Consider the following 23,593-nt stretch of genomic DNA (forward strand, 5'->3'; position numbering starts at 1 on the left):
TTAGTTAGTTAGTTAGTTAGTTAGTTAGTTAGTTAGTTAGTTAGTTAGTTAGTTAGTTAGTTAGTTAGTTAGTTAGTTAGTTAGTTAGTTAGTTAAAGAAGGTTTTCATAAAGGTTTTTTTAAAACCTTTATGAAAACCTTTTTTGAATTTATAAATTTTGTTTTTGGATAGGCCAGTTGGATTGAAGGCCTAAATAAAAGGTGAAATTTTCTGCGGCGAGCTGATGTAATGAGGTTGGAATCATCCATTGTTCACCTAGTCGCTCAAAACGCTGACAGTCTTTTACAAATTTTTGGAGTCCAACTTGGTCTATATGACCAAAGACACCGCCAGTATGAATGGGATAGCCAATCCCTAAGGTAGCGCCGATATCGCCATCGATCGGCCTGTCGAGTATCCCTTCTATTAAGCATCGGTAACTATCCAATGCCATAACATGTAATAATCGATCCTGAATGTTGATGGTTTCGGGCAATGTAGTTAAGGTCGGTAAATTCGAATCTTGCCAAATTGTTTTTTTTCCAGATGCAATTTCATAGTCATAAAAACCTCGATTGGATTTTCGTCCATTTCGTCCACTATCCACAAGTTTTTTTAAGTAATCATAACATCGCCTCTGGCTTGGATGTAGATGGGGTAGCTGGTCGTATACATGCAGCATAAGCGATAGCGAAATTTCATCAAGAACTGCCAAAGGACCAACAGCAAACCCAGCATTTATTGCCTGTTCATCAATGAGAGATGCAGGAATACCTTCCAACAGCATCGTCACTGCTTCCAGTAGGTAGTTGAAAAAAATACGGGAAGTAAAGAATGCAGGGCCATCATGAACAACAATTGGAATCTTTCCCAGTTGACGGACTACTTTTAGAGCTTTAGACAGGGTTTGTTCACTTGTCTGTTTCCCGCGTATGATTTCTACTAAAGCCATTCGATCTACAGGTGAAAAAAAATGCATTCCAATAAAGTTTTCTGGTTTCGGACTTACTAAAGCCAATTCACTGATGGGTAATGATGTGGTATTGGAAGCAAAAAAACCATTATTATTTAGGAAAGGAAGTGTTTCATTACTGACAGCCGCCTTAAGATTTTTGTCTTCAAACACAGCTTCGATAATGAGATCAACTTCTCCAAAATCTTTTGTCTGATCTGTAGGGGAGATTCGGGAGAGGAGAGCCTGTCTTTTTTCTTCATTCATTTTTCCCAGTTCCACCCATTTTGCTGATACTTTTTCTGCATATTTTTTTCCTTGCTCTGCTTGTTGTAAAGTCACATCTTTCAAGATAACATCAATTCCTGAGCGAGCAGCTTCGAATGCAATTCCAGACCCCATCATACCAGCTCCTAATATTGCCATCCTTTTTAATTCATATGAGCTATTGGCTAATGGACCTGTAGCTTTTGTAGCTTCATTTATACCGAAGTACTGAGTCCGGATGATACTGCAGGTAATAGGATCGCGCAGGGTCTGGATAAAATACGCTATTTCAATACGGAGTGCTTCTTGTTTTGGAAGATTGTGTTTTTGATAAATAACTGCCATACAGTTGTCTATGTTTGGCTTAATTCCTAGGTTACGTTTTTTGATGGGTACGGTAAGATTATCCCATTGTGCTCCATCCCATGGTGGAGTTGGTTTCCGAGCCTGTTCATGCACATGTTCTAAGATCCATGTTTTGGCTTGAAAGATTGCATGATCTATATTTGAAGAAATGAGATCGATTAAACCTATTTCTTTAGCTTTTTGTGCTGTGATTATTTTAGCCTGTAGCACCAATGGAAGAGCATCTTGTGCATCAAGTATCTCTGTTATTTGTATGGTGGCACCAAACCCTGGAAATAATCCATAGTTGACTTCTGGAAATCCTATTTTTATCTGCTCAAGGGCAATCCGGCAGTGTGCCCATAGTTGTGTCGAAAGCTGTAAACTCAGACAATCACTGTCCATTAGACCGACAATGGGTTTCTTTTGTTGGTTAAGCTCATTAAAATTTGAAAGGAGTGATTTCAAACGTAGCTTAAATGAATTTTCATCTGATGCTTGTTGAAGTAAAATATCATAGTTAATAGCTTGGCCTATAAGTGGATTTTTGAATATTATTCCTTTTACTTCAGTGAGATCAATCTGATCACGGATGATGGTCACAAATTCTTCTAATCGCTCTAAGTCATTTCCATGGATAGTTTCTGTAGAAATTAAGGGGCTAATCAATACGACTCCCTGTTCATCTCTTTCACTTAAGAAATAAGTAAAATATGTAGGATTAATTTTCTGCATTTTTTTAGGTGTTATATTCCCTTATGGGGAGTTGCAGTATAGAGTTTAATTAATTTGAAGAAATTGTTTTATCGGATTTGGATTGATAATTGACTTTATCAATTGTCATTTTAGCAATAATTTCCAACATGATTTCAGATGTTCCCCCGATAATGGTACCGACTCTTATATCACGGTAGATACGGGCTATTTTGAAATCTTCTGTAAAGGCATAACCACCAAAAAGTTGAAAACATTGGCTTACAATACGGACCGCAAGCTCACTCGCCTGTAATTTCGCAATCGAACATTCTTTAACTGCATATTTTCCAAGTTGTTGCAAATCGCAACAAGCATATATAAATGCTTTTGTTGTAGCGATATCTGCAACCATTTGTGCGACTCGATGTCTCACTACTTGGAAATCTTGCAGTTTATGCTTAAATACTTCACGTTTGTTAATATATTCTAGGGTATACTGTAAGGCAGAATCTGCTGTAGCAATGCTTTGGATTGCTGCGGTCAGGCGTTCCAGTTGTAGTCCGTCCATCAGGTAACTAAAACCCGCACCTTCTTCACCTATTAAATGTGAAATGGGGACTTTTACCTGATCAAAACCTAATTCTGCTGTATCAGAAGCATGCCAGCCCATTTTATTGATTTTGGTTGCTGTTACTCCTAAAGCATGACGGTCGATCAAGAGCAAACTGATACCTTTGCTACCTTTGGTCGGATCGGTTTTAACAGCAGTAATAAAAAAATCGCCATAGTAACCATTGGTGATAAAAGTTTTCGAACCGTTAACAATATAATGATCACCTTCCCGGATAGCAGTTGTTTGGATTTTTTGTACATCAGATCCGGCACCTGGTTCCGTAATAGCTACTGCACTGACCAAATCTCCAGCAATAACACCTTTTAAATATTTTTCTTTTAATTCTTCAGAGGCATACTTGAGTAAGTATGGCGCTGACATATATTGAATGACTAATGCTGTTATCGTAAATCCTCCCGAAAAGCACTGAGAGAGCTCTTCGCACAGAATCATGGAATAATAAAAATCAAGGTCGAGCCCACCATAAACTTCTGGATAATTAAGACCTATAAAGCCCATGTCGCCCATTTTTTTCCAAATGGCACGATCTATTTTACCTTCTTCTTCCCACTGATCAATATGAGGCAGGATCTCTTTACGGATAAATGCTTTTAAACTTTCGCGAAATACGTGGTGCTCAACTGTCAATTGTGTTGCTTGCATATGCTATCAAGTTTTATTGGTTATATTTTCTCTTTTGGATTTGGTGATCCAAATAAGTTGAAGCTAATTTAAATTAAAAAGCTGACGTTTCCATTTATTTGAAAGTTAATTTTTATGATAACTTATTTTTATGGGAGAGTGTTCGCTTGATTTAAGTGTTTTAGGCTCATTTATAAGCTTATTAAAGATTTCTGTTTAACCGATTCATTTACTGTTTACTATTTTTTTGTACCTTTAAATATAACTTTATGATAACGCTCTACTGTTTGTTTTCTTTGTATGTCAATTGGGATTCGTAGTTCGGGGGAAACCGGATCTGACGTTTTGATTAAGCAAGGTAGTAGCATAGATAACCAAAATAATAAACGATGACTAAGAAAGTATTTATTGTCGCGGCGCAACGTACCGCAATAGGAAGCTTTGGAGGAGGATTATCCACTTTTAGCGCGACAGAATTAGGTGCTCAGGCTGTTAATGCAGTTTTGAAACAAGTTGCTATTGATGGAAGCGAAGTGGATGAATTATTGATGGGATGTGTTCTGCAAGCCGATTTGGGACAAGCTCCCGCTCGCCAAGTTTTAAAATATGCAAGTTTACCTGATGATATTCCTGCGACCACTATTAATAAGGTTTGTGCAAGTGGAATGAAAGCGGTAGCACTAGGTGCACAGGCTATTTTACTAGGTGATGCTCATGTCGTACTTGTTGGCGGTATGGAAAGTATGAGCCGTGTGCCTTATTATGCACCTACAGTACGTTGGGGAGCGAAGTATGGTCATCAAAGTTTAGTAGATGGAGTACAGAAAGATGGACTGAGTGACGCTTATTCGCAAGACGCAATGGGTGTTTTTGGAGAATTATGTGCGATTAAATATGACATTAACCGGGAGGAGCAGGATGCTTATGCGGTATCGTCCTATACCAGAAGCCGTGATGCTTGGCAACAGGGGAAATTTGATAAGGAAGTGGCTCCGATAGCAGTTTCTACCCGAAAAGGAGAAGTTGTTGTCAAGCAAGATGAAGAATTTACGCAGGTCAATTTTGAGAAAATTTATACTTTGAAACCAGCTTTTCAAAAAGACGGAACGATTACTGCAGCAAATGCTTCTACTTTAAGTGATGGAGCTGCGGCATTATTACTGATGTCCGGTGAGAAAATGGAAGCATTGGGTTTAGAACCTTTAGCTGAAATCATAGCATATGCTGATGCGGAACAGGAACCGGAATGGTTTACAACGACGCCTAGTCTCGCCGTGAAAAAAGTATTAGCAAAAGCAGATCTAGAATTGTCTGATATTGACTTTTTTGAATTTAATGAAGCTTTTTCTGTTGTAGCATTAGTAAATGCCCGTTTGTTGGATATTTCATTGGAAAGGATGAATGTTTATGGGGGGGCAGTATCTTTAGGTCACCCTCTGGGGTGTTCGGGTGCCAGAATTTTAGTAACCTTAACAAGTGTGCTGGAGCAGGAGAGAGGACAGTATGGGTTAGCAGCAATTTGCAATGGTGGCGGTGGTGCTTCTGCAATGATTATTAAAAGATGTAATGTATAGTAGCGATCAGGTTAGATATATTATCATACATACATATGGGCAGAAGGTTATACAACTGAGTTTAGAGAATATTGTTAAGTGACAGTACTCATTTACATGAAAGGTTTCTGTCTTTAACACAAACTTCTCCATCGAAGGTAAAAGACCGTTTTTCTTATATAGAGAAACGGTCTTTTGTTTGCACCTAATTTGTTCGGCATAATTACTTCTTATAACGATCGCTAATCTTTTCAATATAATGTTAGAAATCAAAAGGGTAGGCTTCTTATTTCTGATATTATATTTAAAATTGTTTGCGTTTTCTTTTATTTCTTTAATAAAAAGTACAAAATAATTTGCATTCTTATTTTTCCTTTCTATATTAGTGTATTAATTAAATAATACAGTAGTATGATAACTATTAAAAACCTAAATTTCAGCTACAGCAAATCGCGACCATTATTTAAAAATATGGATCTTCATTTACAGGAAGGGCATATTTATGGTCTTTTGGGGAAAAATGGTGCCGGCAAGTCGACGTTACTGAAGAATATGGCCGGTTTGGTCTATCCTGTAAGTGGTACGATTGAAGTGTTACAGCATGATCCTTGTAAACGCGAACCTGCTCTGCTTCAGGAAATCAGTTTTATTCCTGAGGAATTTCACTTACCAGCAGTGAAATCCGCAACTTTTGTAAAAGCGAATGCCGTTTTTTATCCAAAGTTTGATCATGCATATTTTCAAGAACTGATCAGAGAGTTTGAAATTCCGATCGAACAGAAGCTTGCAGATATGAGTTATGGGCAAAAGAAGAAATATATCATATCATTTGGTTTGGCTTCCAATACCAAAATCATGATTATGGATGAACCTACTAATGGTCTAGATATTCCTTCTAAAGTGCAGTTTCGTAAAATTATGGCCTCTGCTATTGCCGACGACCGCTGTGTTATTATCTCGACACATCAAGTACGTGATCTCGACAACCTGATCGATGCGGTTATTCTATTGGATGAACATCGGGTGGTATTAAATGCTAATGTTAATCGTATTACGGATCATATCAGCTTTAAAAAAGTACGTGAGTTGAACGATGATGTGCTATATTCAGAACCTGCGTTAGGAGGTTTTAATACCATACAGTTGAATACGATGGGCGAAGACTCTAAATTAGATCTGGAACTGTTGTTTAATGCTGTTTTACAGAAAAAAGAATTGATTACAAACCTTTTAAATGTTACTGAAGATGTCGAACGTATTTAATGTTAATCGCTTGTGTGCATTGATTCGCCGGCAGTGGATTTCTGTCGGACGCATTTATTTGATGTCACTAATTATTATTGCTGGAGTTTTTATAGCTTTTTATGGGGTTGCAATCTTTAAAAATTTTGAAGATATAAAGACAAGCTCTAATATAGGCCAAGATGTTCTTAATTTTAGAATACCGTTATTTTTTATTTTGGGATTATTTTTTATCACAGTTGTATCAAGCAGTTATTTTTCTGATTTAGGTCAAAAAACAAAGGCGATTTTTGAGTTGATGACTCCAGCTTCTTCCTTAGAGAAATTTTTAACTTCTATTTTTTATACTATTATTGTAAGCTTGTGTGCCTATTTCTTATTATTCCTTTTAGTTGATCTTGCTTTCGTATCCTATTTAAGAAGTATAGGATCTTCTATTACAACTTTTGAAACCGAACAAGGAGGAAAAGTAGTGATTGATAATTGGATGTATTTCTTCAAGCTGGAAAAATCTGAATTCTTGCCCTATTTCTATTTTTTACCCTTCATATTGAATGCCCTATTTTTATTAGGTTCTATCGCCTATAAGAATTATCAATATATTAAAACAGCTATAACCATGATTATATATGTAGCCATATGGATAATCACATTTATCTATGTCATGAAATTACGAACAGATAATACAATTGGCCTTGATAATGGTAATTATTTCGATGATAAGGTTCATGGACTTCAACTTGCTCTAGCAATTGGTATATTTTTAACATTAATTTTTTGGGGATTAGCATTCTTGAGATTAAAAGAAAAGGAGGTTTAGTATGGATTTTAATGCTAACAAAGCCATTTATCTTCAGATAGCAGCATACGTATGCGATCATATTCTATTGGGGACTTGGAAAGTGGAGGATAAGCTACCTTCGGTCCGTGAACTTGCTGTACAATTGGAAGTGAATCCAAATACCGTGATGCGTACCTATGATTTGTTGCAACAAAAAGAAATTGTTGTCAATAAACGAGGAGTTGGATTTTTTGTGACTGATACGTCAGTAGGAAATGTAAAGGAATATCGCAAAGCTGTCTTTTTGGAAGAGGATCTTAATCCTTTTTTTAGAAATATCTATCTTTTGGAAATTAGTTTAGATGAACTAAAGCAACGGTATCAATCTTTTATCGAACAAAATTTTAAAAATAACGAATTATGAAACTGAGTAGTAAAATATTGATAGGCTTGGGGATAGCATTATTTATTATTCCTATAGTCACCACTTCTTATATTGTAGGAAATAATCGGGTTGATACAAAAGTGTATGAGGAGATGCTTCGTAAGGAAGGTAGTGAACCAGATAGTAAGGATACTTATTTGAAAACATATAAAACTAAAAGTTTTACAAATTTGAATATTATCGGAAATGATAAAGGATCCATAGGACTTTTTATTGTGAAAAGTGATAAATATGCTGTGAAAGTGGATAAAAATAGTGAAGGTGAAATTTCAATTGATGTTGATGGAAACGGTCAATTGAATATTGAGCTGAAGGATAATGCAAAATCCTACTATAAACGGATATATATATTTACTCCCGATATCAAGCAGATTGAATTTTCAGCAATTCATGTGAATAGTTTTTCAGGTCAATATGATCAACTGGAGATCGTAGGAGATAAGGTTGAAGATTTTACGTTCAATTCAGATGTGGTTGTTAATGATTTGTCATTACGATTAAAAAGCTCCCATATTAGTGGCGATCGTCAGGAGTCTTTTAAACTTAATCAGCTGACATTGGATTTGGATAGCAGTGATGTGAATTTTGCAAAACAAGATTATGAACATGTTTTTATTCAAGCGAAGGATTCTAAAGTAAATTTTAAAGGAGATAACCCTGATTTGAAATTGAAGCTTCTGAATCTAAAAACAGTTGGACACACATCAATTGATTTAAATGATTTTCAAGTAGAAAATGCCCAAGGAGAGTTGTCTGAAGAAACCAAAACAGATTTTCCAGTTTCTTTATTAAGGAAGATTTTAAAATAAAATTTAAGATTTTAGATCCTTAACAAAAAACGCTCTTCAAATTTAATTGAAGAGCGTTTTATTAATTTTTATATTGCGTTTAACTATTTCGTTTTTTTTAGAGGAACCTCAGCGGCTTGGTAAGTTTCAGGCTCAGCTTTGTAAATTTTGAATTTTACTTCATAGCCCTCTGGTGCGTAAATAACGATTGGCATTCTTCCATTGTAATCGGTTATAACAGATTTCGCCTGTACAAAGCTGTTCTTTTTTTCACCCTGGCAAAGCATTTGAGTCGAAGCTACATTTCCATTTGTTTTGAAAACATAGTAATTATATCCCCATCCCTGCAGATCTTTTTTCTCAAAATCACCGGATAAGAAGTAACTGTTACACGCGTCGGTCTCCATATATTTGCCAGCAAAAAACTCAATCTTTTTATTATTATCACCATCGATTCCTGCGTGAGGGACTTCAATTACATATTTTACCATTCCTTTTTCTGGTGCTGGAAATACATTTACGTCTTGTTTAAGTAATGTCTGTGCCATAGCGGATATCGAAATTAATAAAGTAGCAACGATCATACCTGTTTTTAACATTAACTTTTTCATATATATTATTTTTACATGTGTATTATTATCAGGTTAGAGTGATCTGTAGACGATAAGTTTAATCTGTTGACGATTTTTTTTATCATGAAAAGTTTTGGAAGTCGTTCTAAATTATGCTATTTTCTTGATAGACAATTTATTGTGTCGTGTTTTTCTTGTGAATTTTTCTCTTGATTTTAAGACTAAAAGGCTTTAAAAATATCATTTTATACTTTATAATGGTAAATAGCTCGCTTTTACAGTAATGTTTGCAGTCTTTTTTCGAGATGTTGTATTGAATGCACCACCATAAGAAAATTCTTCGTTATCATTTTGACCAGTTATCTGAAAAACGCCCAAATCAGCTTTTACCAATTGACCTAAAGTGGAGGAAGATTCGGTAGCAATATTCTGTGCACGTTGGTGTGCATTTTTAGAAGCCTGAGAAATGAGTTCTAATTTTAAATCTTCCAATTTAGAATAATAGTAATTCGGTGTGCTCGAACTTAATTCAAGCCCTTGAGATATTAACGTTGATATTTCGCGAGATGCATTATCGACTTTGTTAAGATCTTTTGATTCCACTCCAACAGTTTGCGATAAGGTATATCCAGAAAAAGTATTATAGCTACTGCCTTTACCATCTGTGTGGTATTCAAATTCTTTATTAATATTAACAGCTTCAAATCTTATCTCTTCAGCTTTTAGACCCTGTGCGATCAAGAAATTGCGAACCAGCTCACGATCCTCAGCTAATTGATCTGATGCGCCTTTTAAATCGAAATTTTTACGACTGTAACTGGCATTCCATTTTACTAAATCAGATTCAAAATCTTTTTTAGCATTTCCATTAACGGTAATCGTTTGTGAAGATTTGAATTTGTAACGGTATGCATTGCTAAAAAGGCATGCACTTGCAATAATAACAATACCTGCAATAAGTGCAATTATAATTGGATTGTATTTCATAATCATTATTCTAATCAGGTTATTTAACGTTTTATCGACTTACTATGTAGCAATCATGATACCAAAAAAAACTGTTATTTTTGAATTTAAATAGATAATTTGCAGTTTTTGAATCAATTTGTTGATATAAGTAATAAATAATGAATAAAAAAATCATTCTTATAGGGTTGTTAGCAATGCATGGAGCCGTTTTATTCGCTCAAAAGCAACCGCTTAACCATACGGTTTATGATGGATGGCAAAGTTTGAATGCTAGTGAAATAAGTGGTAGTGGAAAATACATCACATTTCAAGTACTGCCACAGGAGGGAGATGGAGCCTTATATGTCAAGGATAATTTAAACAAATCCATACTTGAATTACCAAGGGGATATAATGCCCGTTTGACCAATAATGAAACGCATGTCATTTCATTGATAAAGCCTAAGTTTGCCGATACACGCCAAGCGAAAATTAAGAAAAAGAAACCGGAAGAAATGCCGAAAGACTCCCTTGCTATTTTTACGGTAGCAACTGGAAAGCTTTTAAAGTATGCAGAAGTTAAATCCTATAAATTGGCTGAGGAAGCTAATGGTTACTTTGGATTCTTAACGGATGATAAAGGGATAGCTCCTACAGACACCGCGACGTCAAAGACTAAAAAAGCAACTAAAATCAGCACATTGCATGTATATGATCTAGCTACAGGTGATACGGTTAATTTTCAGCAGGTAGATCAATATGACTTTAATAAAGCGGGAAACAAGCTGGTTTTTACCAAAAAAACTGAAGCGAAAGATTCTACATCAAATATTGCCGGTGTTTATTTATATGATTTAACCAATAAAACATTAAAAAAGATTACAAATGGCCGCGGAACGTATAAAAACTTCACTTTTGACGATCTTGGCAATCAATTGGTCTATTTAGGAGATAAAACTGCTGAAAAATCTTTATTAAAAGAGTTTAATCTTTATTATTATACTGCACAGCTTGATTCAGCACGCATTGCTGTTCAAAAAAATACTTCAGGAGTACCTGCAAATTGGGCTGTAAGTGGAGATGGAGAGTTAAAATTCAGTAAAAATGGACAGAAATTATTTTTAGGATTGGCACCTATACCTAGAGTTAAGGATACGACATTAGTGGATTTTGAGCATGCGAAAGTAGACGTTTGGCATTGGCAGGATGATTACTTACAGCCACAGCAATTAGTCAATCTTAAAAAAGATCTTGCTCAAAGCTATCTGAGTATATTTTATCCGCAACAGAATAATCGTGTGATTCCTCTAGTTGATGAGAAATTTAATCCAGTACGTACAACTATTGAAGCCGACCAAGAATATGTTTTGGCAACCACTGATTATGGGCGTAGAGTATCTACGCAGTGGGATTATCGGAGCAAACAGGATGTATATGTCATCTCTACCGTTTCTGGTACTCGTCAGTTGGTAGTTGAAAATTTATCAGGACAAGCTGTTTTGTCTCCAGATGGTCAGTATGTGCTGTATTTTAATCAGGACAATGGCAATTGGTATTCGTATCAAATTGCCTCTAAAAAAGTGTCGATATTAAATGATGGTCTTCCTGTATCCTTTGTCGATGAGGATAATGATATGCCGGCAAAACCAGAAGGCTACGGTATGGCCGCTTGGGGAGCCGACAATAAAGGAGTATATGTTTATGATAAATATGATATCTGGTATTTCGCTTTAGATGGATCGGATAAATATTTAGCCACAAATGGATATGGAAGAGTATCCAGTACCGTATTGCGTTATAAGAACTTAACACATCCGCGAAATAGCAAGTGGAAATCTAATACACTTGATGAGCGTCAACGTATTTTGCTAACTGCTTTTAATGAAAAGACCAAAGAGAATGGTTTTTATGAATTGAGAGGTAAGCGCAAAGATCCGAAAGAGATATTGATGGCACCAAAGGTTTTTAGAAATTTACAAGCTTCCGAAGATCAGAAATATCTGATTTATTCAAAAGAAGATTATGTCAATAGTCCTGATTTATATGTAAACATCAATACGTTTAAAAAGGAAGAAAAATTGAGTGAGTTGAATCTGCAGCAAGCGAATTACAATTGGGGAACCGCGGAATTGGTACAGTGGACTACACCTGCTGGTCATGCTGCAGAAGGTATTCTGTACAAACCGGAAGATTTTGATCCGAATAAGAAATATCCAATTATTGCTTATTTCTATGAAAAATTATCAGATGGACTATATAGTTACCAAGCACCGGCGCCCACACCGTCTCGTTTGAACATACCTTATTTTGTGAGCAATGGTTATTTGGTTTTTGCACCGGATATTTCGTATGTCACAGGTGAGCCTGGTAAATCTGCGGAAGAATATATTAATTCAGGAATGAAGCATCTGGCGCAGAATAATTGGGTAGATTCATCTAAAATGGGTATCCAGGGACAAAGCTGGGGAGGCTACCAAGTAGCGCATTTAATAACAGCTACCAATATGTATGCGGCTGCGTGGGCAGGGGCACCGGTTGTAAATATGACTTCAGCTTATGGAGGTATTCGTTGGCAGACAGGTATGTCAAGACAGTTTCAGTATGAAAATACACAAAGTAGAATCGGTAAGACTCTATGGGAGGGACAGGATGCTTATTTAGCTAATTCACCTTTGTTCCATCTGAATAAAGTAACAACTCCGGTAGTGATCATGGCTAACGATAATGATGGAGCGGTGCCATGGTATCAAGGTATCGAAATGTTTACGGCATTAAGACGTTTGCAAAAACCTGTCTGGATGCTTAATTACAATGGTGACGAACATAATTTGTTGCTCAGACAGAATAGAAAAGATATTCAAATACGAGAGCAGCAGTTTTTTGATCATTATTTAAAAGGAGCACCAGCACCTAAATGGTTAAAATCTGGAGTTTCAGCAAAAGAAAAAGGAATCGACTGGGGTTTTTCGGTGGAATAGTTTTTAAAAAGAGCTTATTTGTTACAAATAAGCTCTTTTTTTTACACCTAATTATAATTGTTTTGGCTTTTTTATAAAAAAAATAAAAAAAATTTCAATTTTTATTGAAAACAACATACTTTTACAAAGTAATTTGATGGAAAGATCAAAAACAGGGTATAAAAAACTTAAAATCTCAATCACATAATGTCTAACTTAAGATTTAAATCTGTCGAAGCAGCTGTATCTCGCAAAAATGCTTCTTTAAAAGTAGAAACTAAAAAAGCTACCGATATTTACGGTAAGAATGTTTTTTCAATTGCGAAGATGAAAGATTATCTTCCTAAAAACTCTTACAAGGAGTTAGCACAGGCAATCGAAGATGGGAGTGCTATTTCTCGTGATTTAGCGGAACATATTTCACAGGCGATGAAGAGTTGGTCACTATCTAATGGTGCTACGCATTATACGCACTGGTTCCAACCCTTGACAGGATCTACTGCTGAAAAGCATGATGCTTTCTTCGAGCCGGATGATAACGGCGAAGCTATTGAGAAGTTTACAGCTGATGCCTTGGTACAGCAAGAGCCTGATGCATCAAGTTTTCCGAATGGGGGTATCCGTAATACATTCGAAGCACGTGGTTACACAGCTTGGGATACTTCATCACCAGCTTTCCTTTATGAAACAGGTTCAGGTAAAACATTGTGTATCCCAACAGTTTTTGTTTCGTATACAGGAGAGGCATTAGATTATAAAGCACCTCTGTTAAAAGCTGTTAGTGCTATTGACAAAGCTTCTACTGAGGTGGCACAATACTTTGATAAACAAATTACTAAAGTAAATGCTTCTTTGGGTATTGAGCAAGAGTATTTTTTAGTTGATCTTTCTTTATATAATGCACGTCCAGATTTACAATTAACAGGACGTACTTTATTCGGTCATATGTCCGCAAAAGGGCAACAATTGGATGATCATTATTTCGGAGCGATTCCAGAACGTGTTTTAGCGTACATGGTCGACTTGGAAAATGAAGCTTTGAAATTAGGTATTCCATTAAAAACTCGTCACAACGAGGTTGCTCCTTCTCAATTTGAGTGTGCGCCTATGTACGAGGAAATAAACTTAGCAATTGATCATAACCAATTGTTACAGAATTTAATGGACCAAGTGGCAATGCGTCACCATTTCAAAGTATTATTACATGAGAAACCTTACAGCGGTGTCAACGGTTCTGGTAAACATAATAACTGGTCATTAATTACCAATACAGGTGTCAACTTATTGTCTCCTGGTAAGACTCCTAAAAATAACCTCATGTTCTTGACATTTTTTGTTAATACCATTAAGGCTGTTTATGAGCATGCGGATTTATTACGCGCATCGATTGCCAGTGCAAGTAACGATCACCGTTTAGGTGCAAATGAGGCTCCTCCTGCTATTATTTCAATTTTCTTAGGTTCTCAGTTAGATGATCTTTTAGAGGAAGTTGAATCGGCACGTGTTGCTAAAAAGGTGAAATCTGAAGCGAACTTATGGCACGGTATTCCGAAAGTTCCTGAATTGAGATTGGATAATACTGATCGTAACCGTACTTCTCCATTTGCTTTTACAGGTAATAAGTTTGAATTTAGAGCTGTAGGTTCTTCTGCAAACTCTGCTTTACCAATGACTGTGTTAAATGTAATTGTTGCTAATCAGTTGATTGAATTTAAGATCGAAGTTGATAAACAAATTAAAAAAGGCATCAAGAAAGATTTAGCTCTATTGAATGTTGTTCGTAAATATATCAAAGATTCTAAATCAATCCGTTTTGAAGGTAATGGCTACAGCGATGAGTGGGAGAAAGAAGCAGAAGCTAGAGGCTTGTCTAATATCAAATCTACGCCTAAAGCTTTAGATGTTTATGTAAAAGAGGAGTCTATCGAATTATTTGAGAGATTAGGCATCTATACAAAACGTGAAAGTGAAGCCCGTCATGAAATTTTGTTGGAGAACTTCTACAAAAAACTTCAAATTGAGGCACGTGTTATTGAAGATATCGTAAATAATCAGATTGCTCCTGCATGTTTGATCTATCAAAACGAATTGATCAAGAATGTCCAAGGCTTGAAAGATCTTGGATTTGGAAAAGAAGCATATAGTTCTCAGTTTAACTTCTTAGAGCGTATTTCATCACATGTTAATACTGTTCTTGAGAAAACAGAAGCTATGCGTAAAGAGCGTAAAAAAGCAAATCAAATTGAAGATATGCGCGAAAAATCAATCGCTTATGATGAGGTTGTTAAACCTTATTTTGATGAGATTCGTTACCATGTCAACAAATTGGAGAAAATTGTTGATGATCAAAAATGGCCATTACCAAAACTTCGCGAACTGTTATTCATTAGCTAAGAATAGGTAAAATAGGTATCCCTTCAAGTTGGTACATCATGAAAGCGCTCGATATTTTATCGAGCGCTTTCTTTTTACATCTAATCGGGCTAGAGAAGAAAGCTTAAATTGTAACAATCTACTGTATTGTCATATTAATTTCATTTTATCATAGGTTATTCGTTGTTCTTTTTTTACATTTAGTTATTAAAAGAAGAAGAAGAAAAATGAAGAAGTTTAATTTTAAATACAGGAAAATATCCTTAGTTACTGCAGTGATTGCAACTGCGATGACTTTAAGTGCTTTTATTCCGAGTCAGGAAAAACCAAAGGAAGAAAAGTTTAGCAATCTTAAAGTACTCCCTAAAAATACAACTCCGGAGCAATTGAAAGAGGTAATGCATGATTTCAATGCTTCTTTGGGTGTGAAATGCGGGTTTTGTCATGCTCCTTCGAAAGATGATCCTAAAAAAATGGATTTTGCAAGCGATGAGAATAACCATAAAAATATAGCGCGTGATATGATGAAAATGACTGCCAAGATCAATAAAAAATATTTCCATAAAGGAAGTAAAGAAGGGGAGATCAAAGCTATTTCATGTAAAACCTGTCATAATGGACAGAAGCATCCAGAGATGAAAATTGCGAGTTTATAAAATTGAAAAAGGAAGTGTACACTTCCTTTTTCAATTTTATAACTTTTGTAGCTCTTCCGTTTATCACAAGGGCTTAAAAAATAAAAAGGGTCTGAAGAATTAACTTCAGACCCTTTTTCGGTACCCGGAGCCGGGATCGAACCGGCACGGTTTCCCACTAGTGTTTGAGACTAGCGCGTCTACCAATTCCGCCATCCGGGCGGTCCGTTCAAACAAGTATTTCGTTGTTTGGAGTGATGCAAAGGTAGATATTCTTTTGATATATGCAAAATAAAAATACATTCAATATAGGAAATGTCTGATTATGAATGAATTTATTTTTGTGCAATAAAAACATAAGATCAAAAACCCAATCCTCGTATTAATAAAGGCTCAGGAATTTATTAATTATTTAGATTGAGTTTCAAATTTCTACGTTTGCCATCAATTGTCAATACCAGATCAAGCTCACCCTCTGCATAGTTATTTCCTTTATTTTCTTTAAGTGTAATTTTGGGCGCTTTTCCTCCAGTAAACGGATACATCACACTTACAAAAGAAGCATCTTTCTTATTATCCTTATTTTTTTCAAATACTAGCGCAGGTCGTGTTGTTTCTGTGCCGTATTGGTACGAAACTTTTCCCTCTTCCTTTTTTAATTCAGTTTTTATAGGAGACAGACACTGAACAAGTAAATTGTTTCCATCAGAATAGCTTGTCCAAACCCTATTTTTAGTCTTATCAAATTGAGGTTTGCTATCTTCTTTTAACTGATAATGAACGCCTAATATTCCTGTTTTAGCGCCTATAGCCTGGTCTATAATAATAAAGTATGTTTTATCAACAAAAAGGACTGTTCTTCGGTGATTTAAGTCTAGATAGCTGGGATTAGTATACGTCAGCACGTCTAAATCGGTACTTGTTGTCCATTTGTTCTGCTGTGCTTTCGTAATGACCATGTCTTGATTGTTTAAAGTCATTGTACTGTGTACACGGGTTTGGCGAAACCAGTTTCTTTTTTTCATGATCTCAGCATCGCCACTGTATACAAAACAGCCAGCATCTGGTGTGAAATTCCTACCGTTTACCCAAAGTTCGAAAGTACCATTGTCAGGTTGTGCATGAAACTCTCCCGGAGGACTCGCCTTGAGTATCAAAATGGTAGATGCTCTGTCCCAACCGTTACGAAATGTATATAAACCAGCATTGTTTAAAGCATTGGAAAGCCAATTAGGCTTTTGACCTTTTTTTCCATCGCTCGCAAAGTAGGAGATAAATGGATTTTCAGGGAAGAGTTCTGACCAGGCTGTAAATTGTCTTATTCTTAGCTCTTTTTTTGTCCACCAAGAATCACCAAACATAGGCTGATTATAATTTGGAAAGGTAATGTTAATGAAGGCCATAGCCATTTTTTCTACCGTCAATTTATAACTTGCTGGAAATTCATCTTCTACACCTGCTTTTTGTGCCCCTTTATATGCCTTTGCAAAGATGTCGATAGCGGCCGCATGATAAACTGGAGATAGCTCATATTGAACACCATCGGCATAAACTTGTTTTATTATTTCAGAATTAAGGACATCAATTCCACTTTTTCGCCAATTTACAGCATCGGAGAACTCTGGAAAGGAAGCACCTGCAAATAATGTACGTTGTGCTTCAAAGAGGCGATGGTTTCCCTCCTTAGCATAATGGTTACGAAGGTATTCCGTTTGTTGGTGATAGCTGTTTAGAACAGTGATCAGAAATTGGGAAGTAAAATGTGGCGAATTAATAAAAATACTTATCGTAGGCACTAAACTCTGTATACGGTCAGAAACCTCTAATGCACGCCAGGCAAAACGGTCATTATCTGCAGATAATCCTAAAGGATTTTTTTTTACCCAGTCATCAAACTGGAGAACCCACTCTTGAGCGTATTTTTCATCTTTCGTACTGCGGTATGCTAAAGCCATCGGGAGCCACCATTTTAACCGGTGCAGCTGCCAACGAACTTCATTATCTTTAACAGGCCACAATTGCCAATTGATGTCTTTTCCAAAATCAAAAAAGCCATAACTTTCCTGTGTTTTAAATTGATGTTGTAAAGCCTTTTCGGCTGTTTCAAAGGTTTTATTATCAAGGGATCCAGTAGTATCAACAGGAATTTCTAAGTTACTGAAGTCGGGTTTTCTAGAGCCGAGTTTGATTCTGTAGTATTTTAGCAGGGCTGAAGCGGCATCATTATATTTGCCTGACTCCACTGCATTTTTTACATTTTCAAGCCCCTGAAAGTTTAGATTTATATGTTTAAAACTCTCTTTCGTGATCGGGCTCTGTGCTTTTGTACTGCCTATCTGTATAAATAGTGTACATATAATAAATATAGATCTTAAATTCATCGCTTTTAATTGCTGTGCGGTAAATACTATTTTGAATATAATTGTTCTTTAATCCTTTTCGTTTTTCCATCTATTGTGAGAGTGATATCCAATTTTCCGCTTGCATACTCGTTATCAGGATTTTCAATTAGACTAATGGCAGGAACTTTGTCATTACTGTATGGATATAGGATGCTGATAAAAGTTTGCTGTTTGCCGTCCGGTTTTTCCTTTTCAAAACCGAGAGCTGGTCTTTCTAATTCTTTACGATATTGGTATGAAACCTTACTCTTTTCCTCCAGTAGATTTATTTTATCTAAGTTAAGGGACTGTATCAACAAATTATTACCATCGGTATAACTCGTGTATACCGTGTTTTTTGATCTGTTGTAATGAGGATTACTATCTTCTTTAAGATGAAAACGGATCGCCAATTTACCATTTGCAATGCCGATCGCTCTGTCAATAATCAAAAAATAGTGTTGATCAATAAATAAAATACTACGTTGATGACTCATATCACTATAGCTAGGATTGGAGTAGGTCAAGATATCGAGATCCGTGTTGCTTTCCCATTTTTCCAATTTAGCTTTAGTAATCACCATACTTTTATCATTAAGAGTGAGTGTATTATGCACTTTCGTTTGGCGGTATTCTTCACGTAGCTTATTAATCTCTGCGTCACCACTATAGACGAAACAACCTGCATCAGGCATAAAATTTCTGCCTTTTATCCATAATTCAAAAGTGCCGTTGTCTGGCTGTGCATGAAATTCTCCCGGAGGACTTGCCTTTAATACCATAACTGTTGATTTTCTATCCCATCCATTTCTAAAGGTATAGAATCCAGCATCTGTCAACCCTGTGGATAGATATGAGGGAAGTGTGCCTTTTTTACCGTCGCTGGAAAAATATCGGATCACTTGATTATCTGGAAATGCTATTGCCCAATCCTTGTATTGTTTCAACATGGCACTTTTATCGGTGAGCCAAGCATCACCAAACATGGGGAATGTATAGTCAGGAAAGGAAAAATTAATGGTTGCGAGTACCATCTTTTCGATAGTACTCTTATAAGATGCTGGAAATTCTTTTTCCAAGCCTGCTTGCTGTGCCGCACGTAGACCAGCTAAAAAAGTACTGATCATTGCATTGTGGTAACCCGGAGCTAGCTCCCACTGCATACCATCATCAAAAACCTGTTTTTTAATTTCAGTATTAAGAATCTCCACACCACTTTTTCGCCATGCTGCAGCAGCTTTTAGTTCAGGGAAAAATGCACCTGCAGCCAATTCGCGTTGCGCTTCAAAAAGCCTGTGATTTCCTTCTTCGGCATATCGAGTAGGCAAAACTTCTGCTTGTTGATTGTAAGATTGTAGAAAATCCATTAAAAAAGTAGGGGTAAAGTTGGGGGAGGAGAGAAAAAGACCAAAAGTATTTGGTAAGCTTTTTAGGCGCTCTGAAATTTCCAACGCTCGCCAAGCGTATCGATCATTATCTGCAGATAATCCGAGTGGATTTTTTTTTACCCAATCTCTAAATTGAAATACCCATTCTCTAGCATACTCCTCATTACTGCTTTTGCGATAAGCAAGACCCATAGACTCCCACCATGTTACACGGTGCAGCTGCCAGCGTACTTCATTATCTTTTACAGGCCACAATTGCCAGTTGATGTCTTTCCCATAATCGAAAAAACCATAACCTTTGTGTGGTTGGAATTTATGTAAAAGGCTATTATCTGCCTTTTGCTGATTGGCAGCACTAATGGACTTCGTCGAATTCACAAAATTGTTATCCTTTAAGTCGGTACGGGCGCGATAATAATCAAGTAAAGCTTTGGCTGCAACATCATATTTTTTTGCGTTAAAGTTTATTTTTGCTGTTTCAAGACCTGGATAGTCCAAATTTACAATACTAAAGCTTGCAGCGTTAATAGGCGCTTCTTGGGCCTTGATGAGCAAAGTAAATGTGAGATACATACAAAGTAGAATGAGTTTTTTCATAACCTATTGTGTTAAGTCTTTTTTTAATGTCGTTTTTAAGCCATTTATTACTAAGCTAATATCTAAAAACCCTTTATCTAGATCGTGATCTTTGTTTTCAATTAAATCAATTTTGGGTGCTTGTTTGGCAAATGGGTAAATGATCGTGATAAAAGATTTTGTTCTATTATCCGGTTTTAGTTGTTCAAAAGCAAATGCTGTTCTAGCTGTTTCTTTTTGATATTCATAGGACACAAAGCTTTTCTCTAACTTTAATGAAACTGAAGTATTTAAGGATTGTATCAACAAGTTATTGTCATCTGTATAGGTTGTATAAACCCGATTTTTTGCACTATCAACAACAGGCTGGTTGTCTTCTTTTAAATTAAAATGGATATCAAGCTCACCTGTACCTTCACCAATAGCTCTGTCAATAATAATAAAATAGTTTTTGTCGACGAATAAAAAGGTGCGTTGATGTTCAAGATCGTTATAGCTTGAATTGATATAATTCAGCATATCGATCTTATCGCTGGTTTCCCAGTTGATTAATCTGGCATTATTCTCCATGTTTTTATTGTTCAACGTTAATGTTTGATGTGCTTTGGTACTGCGGTACCAATCTCGTTTTTCATTTTCATGATGACCAATATTAGCATAAATAAAGCTACCGGCGTCAGGGGTAAAGTTGCGTCCTTTTATCCAGAGAACAAAGTTTCCATTGTCAGGATGAGAGTGAAATGACGCAGGTGGACCTGCCTTGATCTGCATGACAGTTGCATTCATGTCCCATCCGTCACGAAAGGCATAAAATCCGGCATTGGGTAAAGCACTTGATAGATAGTTTGGTTTCTGACCCGAAGCACCATCACTAGCGTAATATTCGATTGTCTTATTATCCGGAAATACAGTCGTCCATTCTTTATAGTTCTTTAGCATTTGCGCCTTACTAGTCATAAATGAGTTGCCAAATAGCGGGTATTCATAATTTGGAAATGAATATTTGCCGACAGCTAATACCATTTTTTCTACCTTCCTACTGTATGTTTCGGGAAACTCACTCGCAATATCGGCCAATTGGGCAATGCGTAAGGCATCTAAGAATATTTTAATCGTACCGATATGATATCCTGGGGAAAGCTCAAATTGTATACCATCCGGAAGTACCTGTTTTTCAATTTCCGCATTTAATACCTCAATTCCACTTCCGCGCCATGATTTTGCATTTTTTAATTCAGGAAAAGTGCTTCCCGCATACATGAGGTGTAATGCTTCATACAAACGATGGTTGCCAATATCAGTATAGTTTGCCATCACATAATCTGCTTGTTCATTGTACGAATTGAGAAATTCCATTAAAAAAGCGGGTGTAAAATTGGGCGAACGAAGAAAGAGATTAAAAAGACCGCTCCAATGATTTAGTCTAAACGATACTACAAATGCTTTCCAACCATAATCTTTTTCATCTGAATAGGTGCCTTGCTTGTTTTTTTTTATATAGTCACTTACCTGAAAAAACCACTCAAGAGCATATCGCTCATCACTTGTATTACTGTAAACAACACCCAGATTTTCCCAAAATGCTGTTCTATGTAAGAAAGTACTTAATAACTGATCCTTTACAGGACGGTATTGCCAGTTGATCTCTTTTCCATAATCATAGGTTGGATAGCCTTTATGGGGTTTAAATTTATGGAGTAATATATCCTCTGCGAGTTGTTTTGTTGTCTCATCAATTTTTTTACGTTTGAGCTGGATATAGTCATCACTGTTAAAATTAAGATGGCGTACAGATGTACGATCACGATAATAGTGTAACAGTTCAGCTGCAGCAAGGTCATATGATGCCGCAGCTACTGATTTTTTAACTTTTTCCAATCCCGGTTGATCTAAATTGATGTTTTTAAAACTTTCTTTAGTCATCAATGGTTCTTGTGCTACTGCAATGGCTGTTAGCATTGCAAAGGCGATGCTCATGAAAAGTTCTTTAAACGACATCATAATGTGGTGAAATTAGAATTAATTCTATTTATTTATATTTTTATTACCTGTAATAGCAACATATCGTTTTAGAGCTTCTAGATAATAATAGTCAGCGTAATCCAATGGAGTATCTATTTCTGAGTTATATAGAAAAGCGCCAACACTGTGTTTCAAAATAAAGAAATTATTTTCACCTGCTTTCGCAAGGTATTCATCCGAAGATAGAGACTCTAAAATATCTTCAGCATAATCGAAATACTTTTGACCATCTTTTACTTGCGTACTCAAATTTAGGAGTGCCGATGCAATTACTGCTGCTGCAGAAGCATCTCGTGGTGCTTTTTCTTCTATATCCTGAGCATTATGAACATCAAAATCCCATACAGGTACTTTGTCTTTAGGCATTGTGGGGTGATTCATGATAAACTTTGCAATATTTTCCGCTTGAGCTAAAAACTTTTCATTTTTAGCGTTTTCATTGCACATGGCATAACCATAAAGAGCCCATGCCTGTCCACGTGCCCACGCAGATTCATCTGTAACTCCTTGATGGGTCCTTTTCGCAATAACTTTACCTGTTTTAGGATCATAGTCGATTACATGATAGGAACTGTAATCTTTTCTGAAATGATTTTTTAGCGTTGTTGATGCATGAGTACTTGCTGCACCTGCATATTCTGGTTTTTTAAATTGTTCAGATGCCCAATACAAATATTCCAGATTCATCATGTTGTCAATGATAACAGGAAATTTCCACCACGAGAAATCCCAAGAGCGGATAGCGCCAACTTTAGAATCGAAACGGTTATACAAGTTTTGTGCACCATCGGCTAGTGCCGGTAAATAAGATTTGTCGCCCGTAATGCGATAGGCATTTCCATAGGAGCTGTATAACATAAAACCAACATCATGGGTATTTGTGATGTATCTTGCAGAATCTAAGGCAAGTGTAAATCGTTTCGCTTGATTGGCTAGTTCCTGATCTCCCGTAAGCTCATAGCCATACCAAAGTGAGCCTGGAAAGAAACCAGTCGTCCAATCTTTATAGTCTGCCAATCTTACCGATCCGTCTGGATTTGTAGAACGAGGATTGTGTCCAGGTCTATAGGTAGCGCCTGCTTGCTTCAATTGATAGTCGATCACAGCAGTTGCTTTCTTTAGCCAAGGCTCCGCTGTTTTATTATTTTGTGCATATCCATTAAAAGCAATAGCCGCAGTAAATAGTAGAGTACTTAAGGTCTTCTTCATCAAAGGTAATTAAATCGGTTAATAATGTTTTAGTTTGTTAACGAGATGTGAAATTAAGAGTTATGCCGACCATAGGCTTTTGATTTTTGCTAGAATGATTTTGAATTTGTTGAATTCCTGTAAAGCCACATCTTTGTGACAATGGGGACTTAATGCAAAAAAAACTAAAAGAAGAAGATCTGATTAGAAGGAATATTTTGTTTTGTTTATCATTTGGATTTCAGTCCG

The 23,593-nt window shown here is 36.2% G+C and carries 16 protein-coding genes and 1 tRNA gene; 8 read left to right on the forward strand and 9 right to left on the reverse strand.

The genetic code is table 11. The features are described from left to right. Positions 1 to 149: 149 nt before the first annotated feature. Positions 150 to 2,279: a 3-hydroxyacyl-CoA dehydrogenase NAD-binding domain-containing protein gene (locus EDF66_RS12775; RefSeq protein ID WP_132843066.1), complete on the reverse strand. Its 2,130-nt coding sequence runs from the start codon at positions 2,277 to 2,279 to the stop codon at positions 150 to 152. A 49-nt stretch (positions 2,280 to 2,328) separates the two neighbouring features. Continuing rightward, positions 2,329 to 3,516: an acyl-CoA dehydrogenase family protein gene (locus EDF66_RS12780; protein WP_132843068.1), complete on the reverse strand. Its 1,188-nt coding sequence runs from the start codon at positions 3,514 to 3,516 to the stop codon at positions 2,329 to 2,331. A gap of 368 nt (positions 3,517 to 3,884) precedes the next feature. Here EDF66_RS12780 and EDF66_RS12785 point away from each other — a divergent pair, with 368 nt between their 5' ends. The 5 genes from EDF66_RS12785 (at position 3,885) to EDF66_RS12805 (ending at position 8,325) form a co-directional block, all read left to right on the forward strand. Next, a complete protein-coding gene (locus tag EDF66_RS12785; protein ID WP_132843070.1) occupies positions 3,885 to 5,069 on the forward strand; it encodes a thiolase family protein in 1,185 nt (394 codons plus the stop codon). Positions 5,070 to 5,459: 390 nt separating this feature from the next. Continuing rightward, positions 5,460 to 6,311: an ATP-binding cassette domain-containing protein gene (locus EDF66_RS12790; RefSeq protein WP_031289419.1), complete on the forward strand. Its 852-nt coding sequence runs from the start codon at positions 5,460 to 5,462 to the stop codon at positions 6,309 to 6,311. Between the two features lie 61 nt (positions 6,312 to 6,372). After that, positions 6,373 to 7,110 carry a hypothetical protein gene (locus EDF66_RS12795; RefSeq protein WP_132843072.1) on the forward strand — a complete coding sequence of 246 codons (738 nt, stop codon included), beginning with the start codon at positions 6,373 to 6,375 and terminating at the stop codon, positions 7,108 to 7,110. Position 7,111: 1 nt separating this feature from the next. Next, on the forward strand, positions 7,112 to 7,495 hold the full coding sequence (locus tag EDF66_RS12800) for a GntR family transcriptional regulator (RefSeq protein WP_132843073.1): 384 nt from the start codon (positions 7,112 to 7,114) through the stop codon (positions 7,493 to 7,495). Then, positions 7,492 to 8,325 carry a hypothetical protein gene (locus tag EDF66_RS12805; protein WP_132843075.1) on the forward strand — a complete coding sequence of 278 codons (834 nt, stop codon included), beginning with the start codon at positions 7,492 to 7,494 and terminating at the stop codon, positions 8,323 to 8,325. The genes EDF66_RS12800 and EDF66_RS12805 overlap by 4 nt, the downstream gene beginning before the upstream one ends. 83 nt (positions 8,326 to 8,408) lie before the next feature. On the opposite strand, the gene EDF66_RS12810 is transcribed toward EDF66_RS12805, so the two are convergent. Both EDF66_RS12810 and EDF66_RS12815 read right to left on the reverse strand, forming a co-directional pair. Then, complete coding sequence (locus EDF66_RS12810; protein WP_132843077.1) at positions 8,409 to 8,915, reverse strand: ecotin family protein; 507 nt, start codon at positions 8,913 to 8,915, stop codon at positions 8,409 to 8,411. 213 nt (positions 8,916 to 9,128) lie between these two features. Continuing rightward, positions 9,129 to 9,863 carry an SIMPL domain-containing protein gene (locus EDF66_RS12815; protein ID WP_132843079.1) on the reverse strand — a complete coding sequence of 245 codons (735 nt, stop codon included), beginning with the start codon at positions 9,861 to 9,863 and terminating at the stop codon, positions 9,129 to 9,131. Positions 9,864 to 10,003: 140 nt separating this feature from the next. Here EDF66_RS12815 and EDF66_RS12820 point away from each other — a divergent pair, with 140 nt between their 5' ends. The 3 genes from EDF66_RS12820 (at position 10,004) to EDF66_RS12830 (ending at position 15,810) form a co-directional block, all read left to right on the forward strand. Next, positions 10,004 to 12,802, forward strand: a complete 2,799-nt coding sequence (locus tag EDF66_RS12820) for a prolyl oligopeptidase family serine peptidase (RefSeq protein WP_132843080.1) — start codon at positions 10,004 to 10,006, stop codon at positions 12,800 to 12,802. Positions 12,803 to 12,988: 186 nt separating this feature from the next. Continuing rightward, on the forward strand, positions 12,989 to 15,175 hold the full coding sequence (locus EDF66_RS12825; RefSeq protein ID WP_132843082.1) for a glutamine synthetase III: 2,187 nt from the start codon (positions 12,989 to 12,991) through the stop codon (positions 15,173 to 15,175). A gap of 206 nt (positions 15,176 to 15,381) precedes the next feature. Then, positions 15,382 to 15,810: a c-type cytochrome gene (locus EDF66_RS12830; protein ID WP_132843084.1), complete on the forward strand. Its 429-nt coding sequence runs from the start codon at positions 15,382 to 15,384 to the stop codon at positions 15,808 to 15,810. A gap of 121 nt (positions 15,811 to 15,931) precedes the next feature. Here the strand turns inward: EDF66_RS12830 and EDF66_RS12835 are convergent. The 5 genes from EDF66_RS12835 to EDF66_RS12855 all read right to left on the reverse strand — a co-directional run bounded on the left by EDF66_RS12835 (position 15,932) and on the right by EDF66_RS12855 (position 23,365). Next, positions 15,932 to 16,011, reverse strand: a tRNA-Leu gene (locus tag EDF66_RS12835). A 182-nt stretch (positions 16,012 to 16,193) separates the two neighbouring features. Then, entirely contained in the window at positions 16,194 to 18,170 is a 1,977-nt protein-coding gene (hepC, locus tag EDF66_RS12840) for a heparin-sulfate lyase HepC (RefSeq protein WP_132843086.1), read from the reverse strand. Between the two features lie 26 nt (positions 18,171 to 18,196). Next, positions 18,197 to 20,155, reverse strand: a complete 1,959-nt coding sequence (gene hepC, locus EDF66_RS12845; RefSeq protein ID WP_132843088.1) for a heparin-sulfate lyase HepC — start codon at positions 20,153 to 20,155, stop codon at positions 18,197 to 18,199. Positions 20,156 to 20,158: 3 nt separating this feature from the next. Next, positions 20,159 to 22,111 carry a heparin-sulfate lyase HepC gene (gene hepC / locus EDF66_RS12850; protein WP_132843089.1) on the reverse strand — a complete coding sequence of 651 codons (1,953 nt, stop codon included), beginning with the start codon at positions 22,109 to 22,111 and terminating at the stop codon, positions 20,159 to 20,161. 48 nt (positions 22,112 to 22,159) lie between these two features. Further along, positions 22,160 to 23,365: a glycoside hydrolase family 88 protein gene (locus EDF66_RS12855; protein ID WP_132843091.1), complete on the reverse strand. Its 1,206-nt coding sequence runs from the start codon at positions 23,363 to 23,365 to the stop codon at positions 22,160 to 22,162. Between the last annotated feature and the right edge of the window lie 228 nt (positions 23,366 to 23,593).

It is taken from the genome of Sphingobacterium sp. JUb20 (genome assembly GCF_004342035.1).
GTDB classification, from domain to species: domain Bacteria; phylum Bacteroidota; class Bacteroidia; order Sphingobacteriales; family Sphingobacteriaceae; genus Sphingobacterium; species Sphingobacterium anhuiense.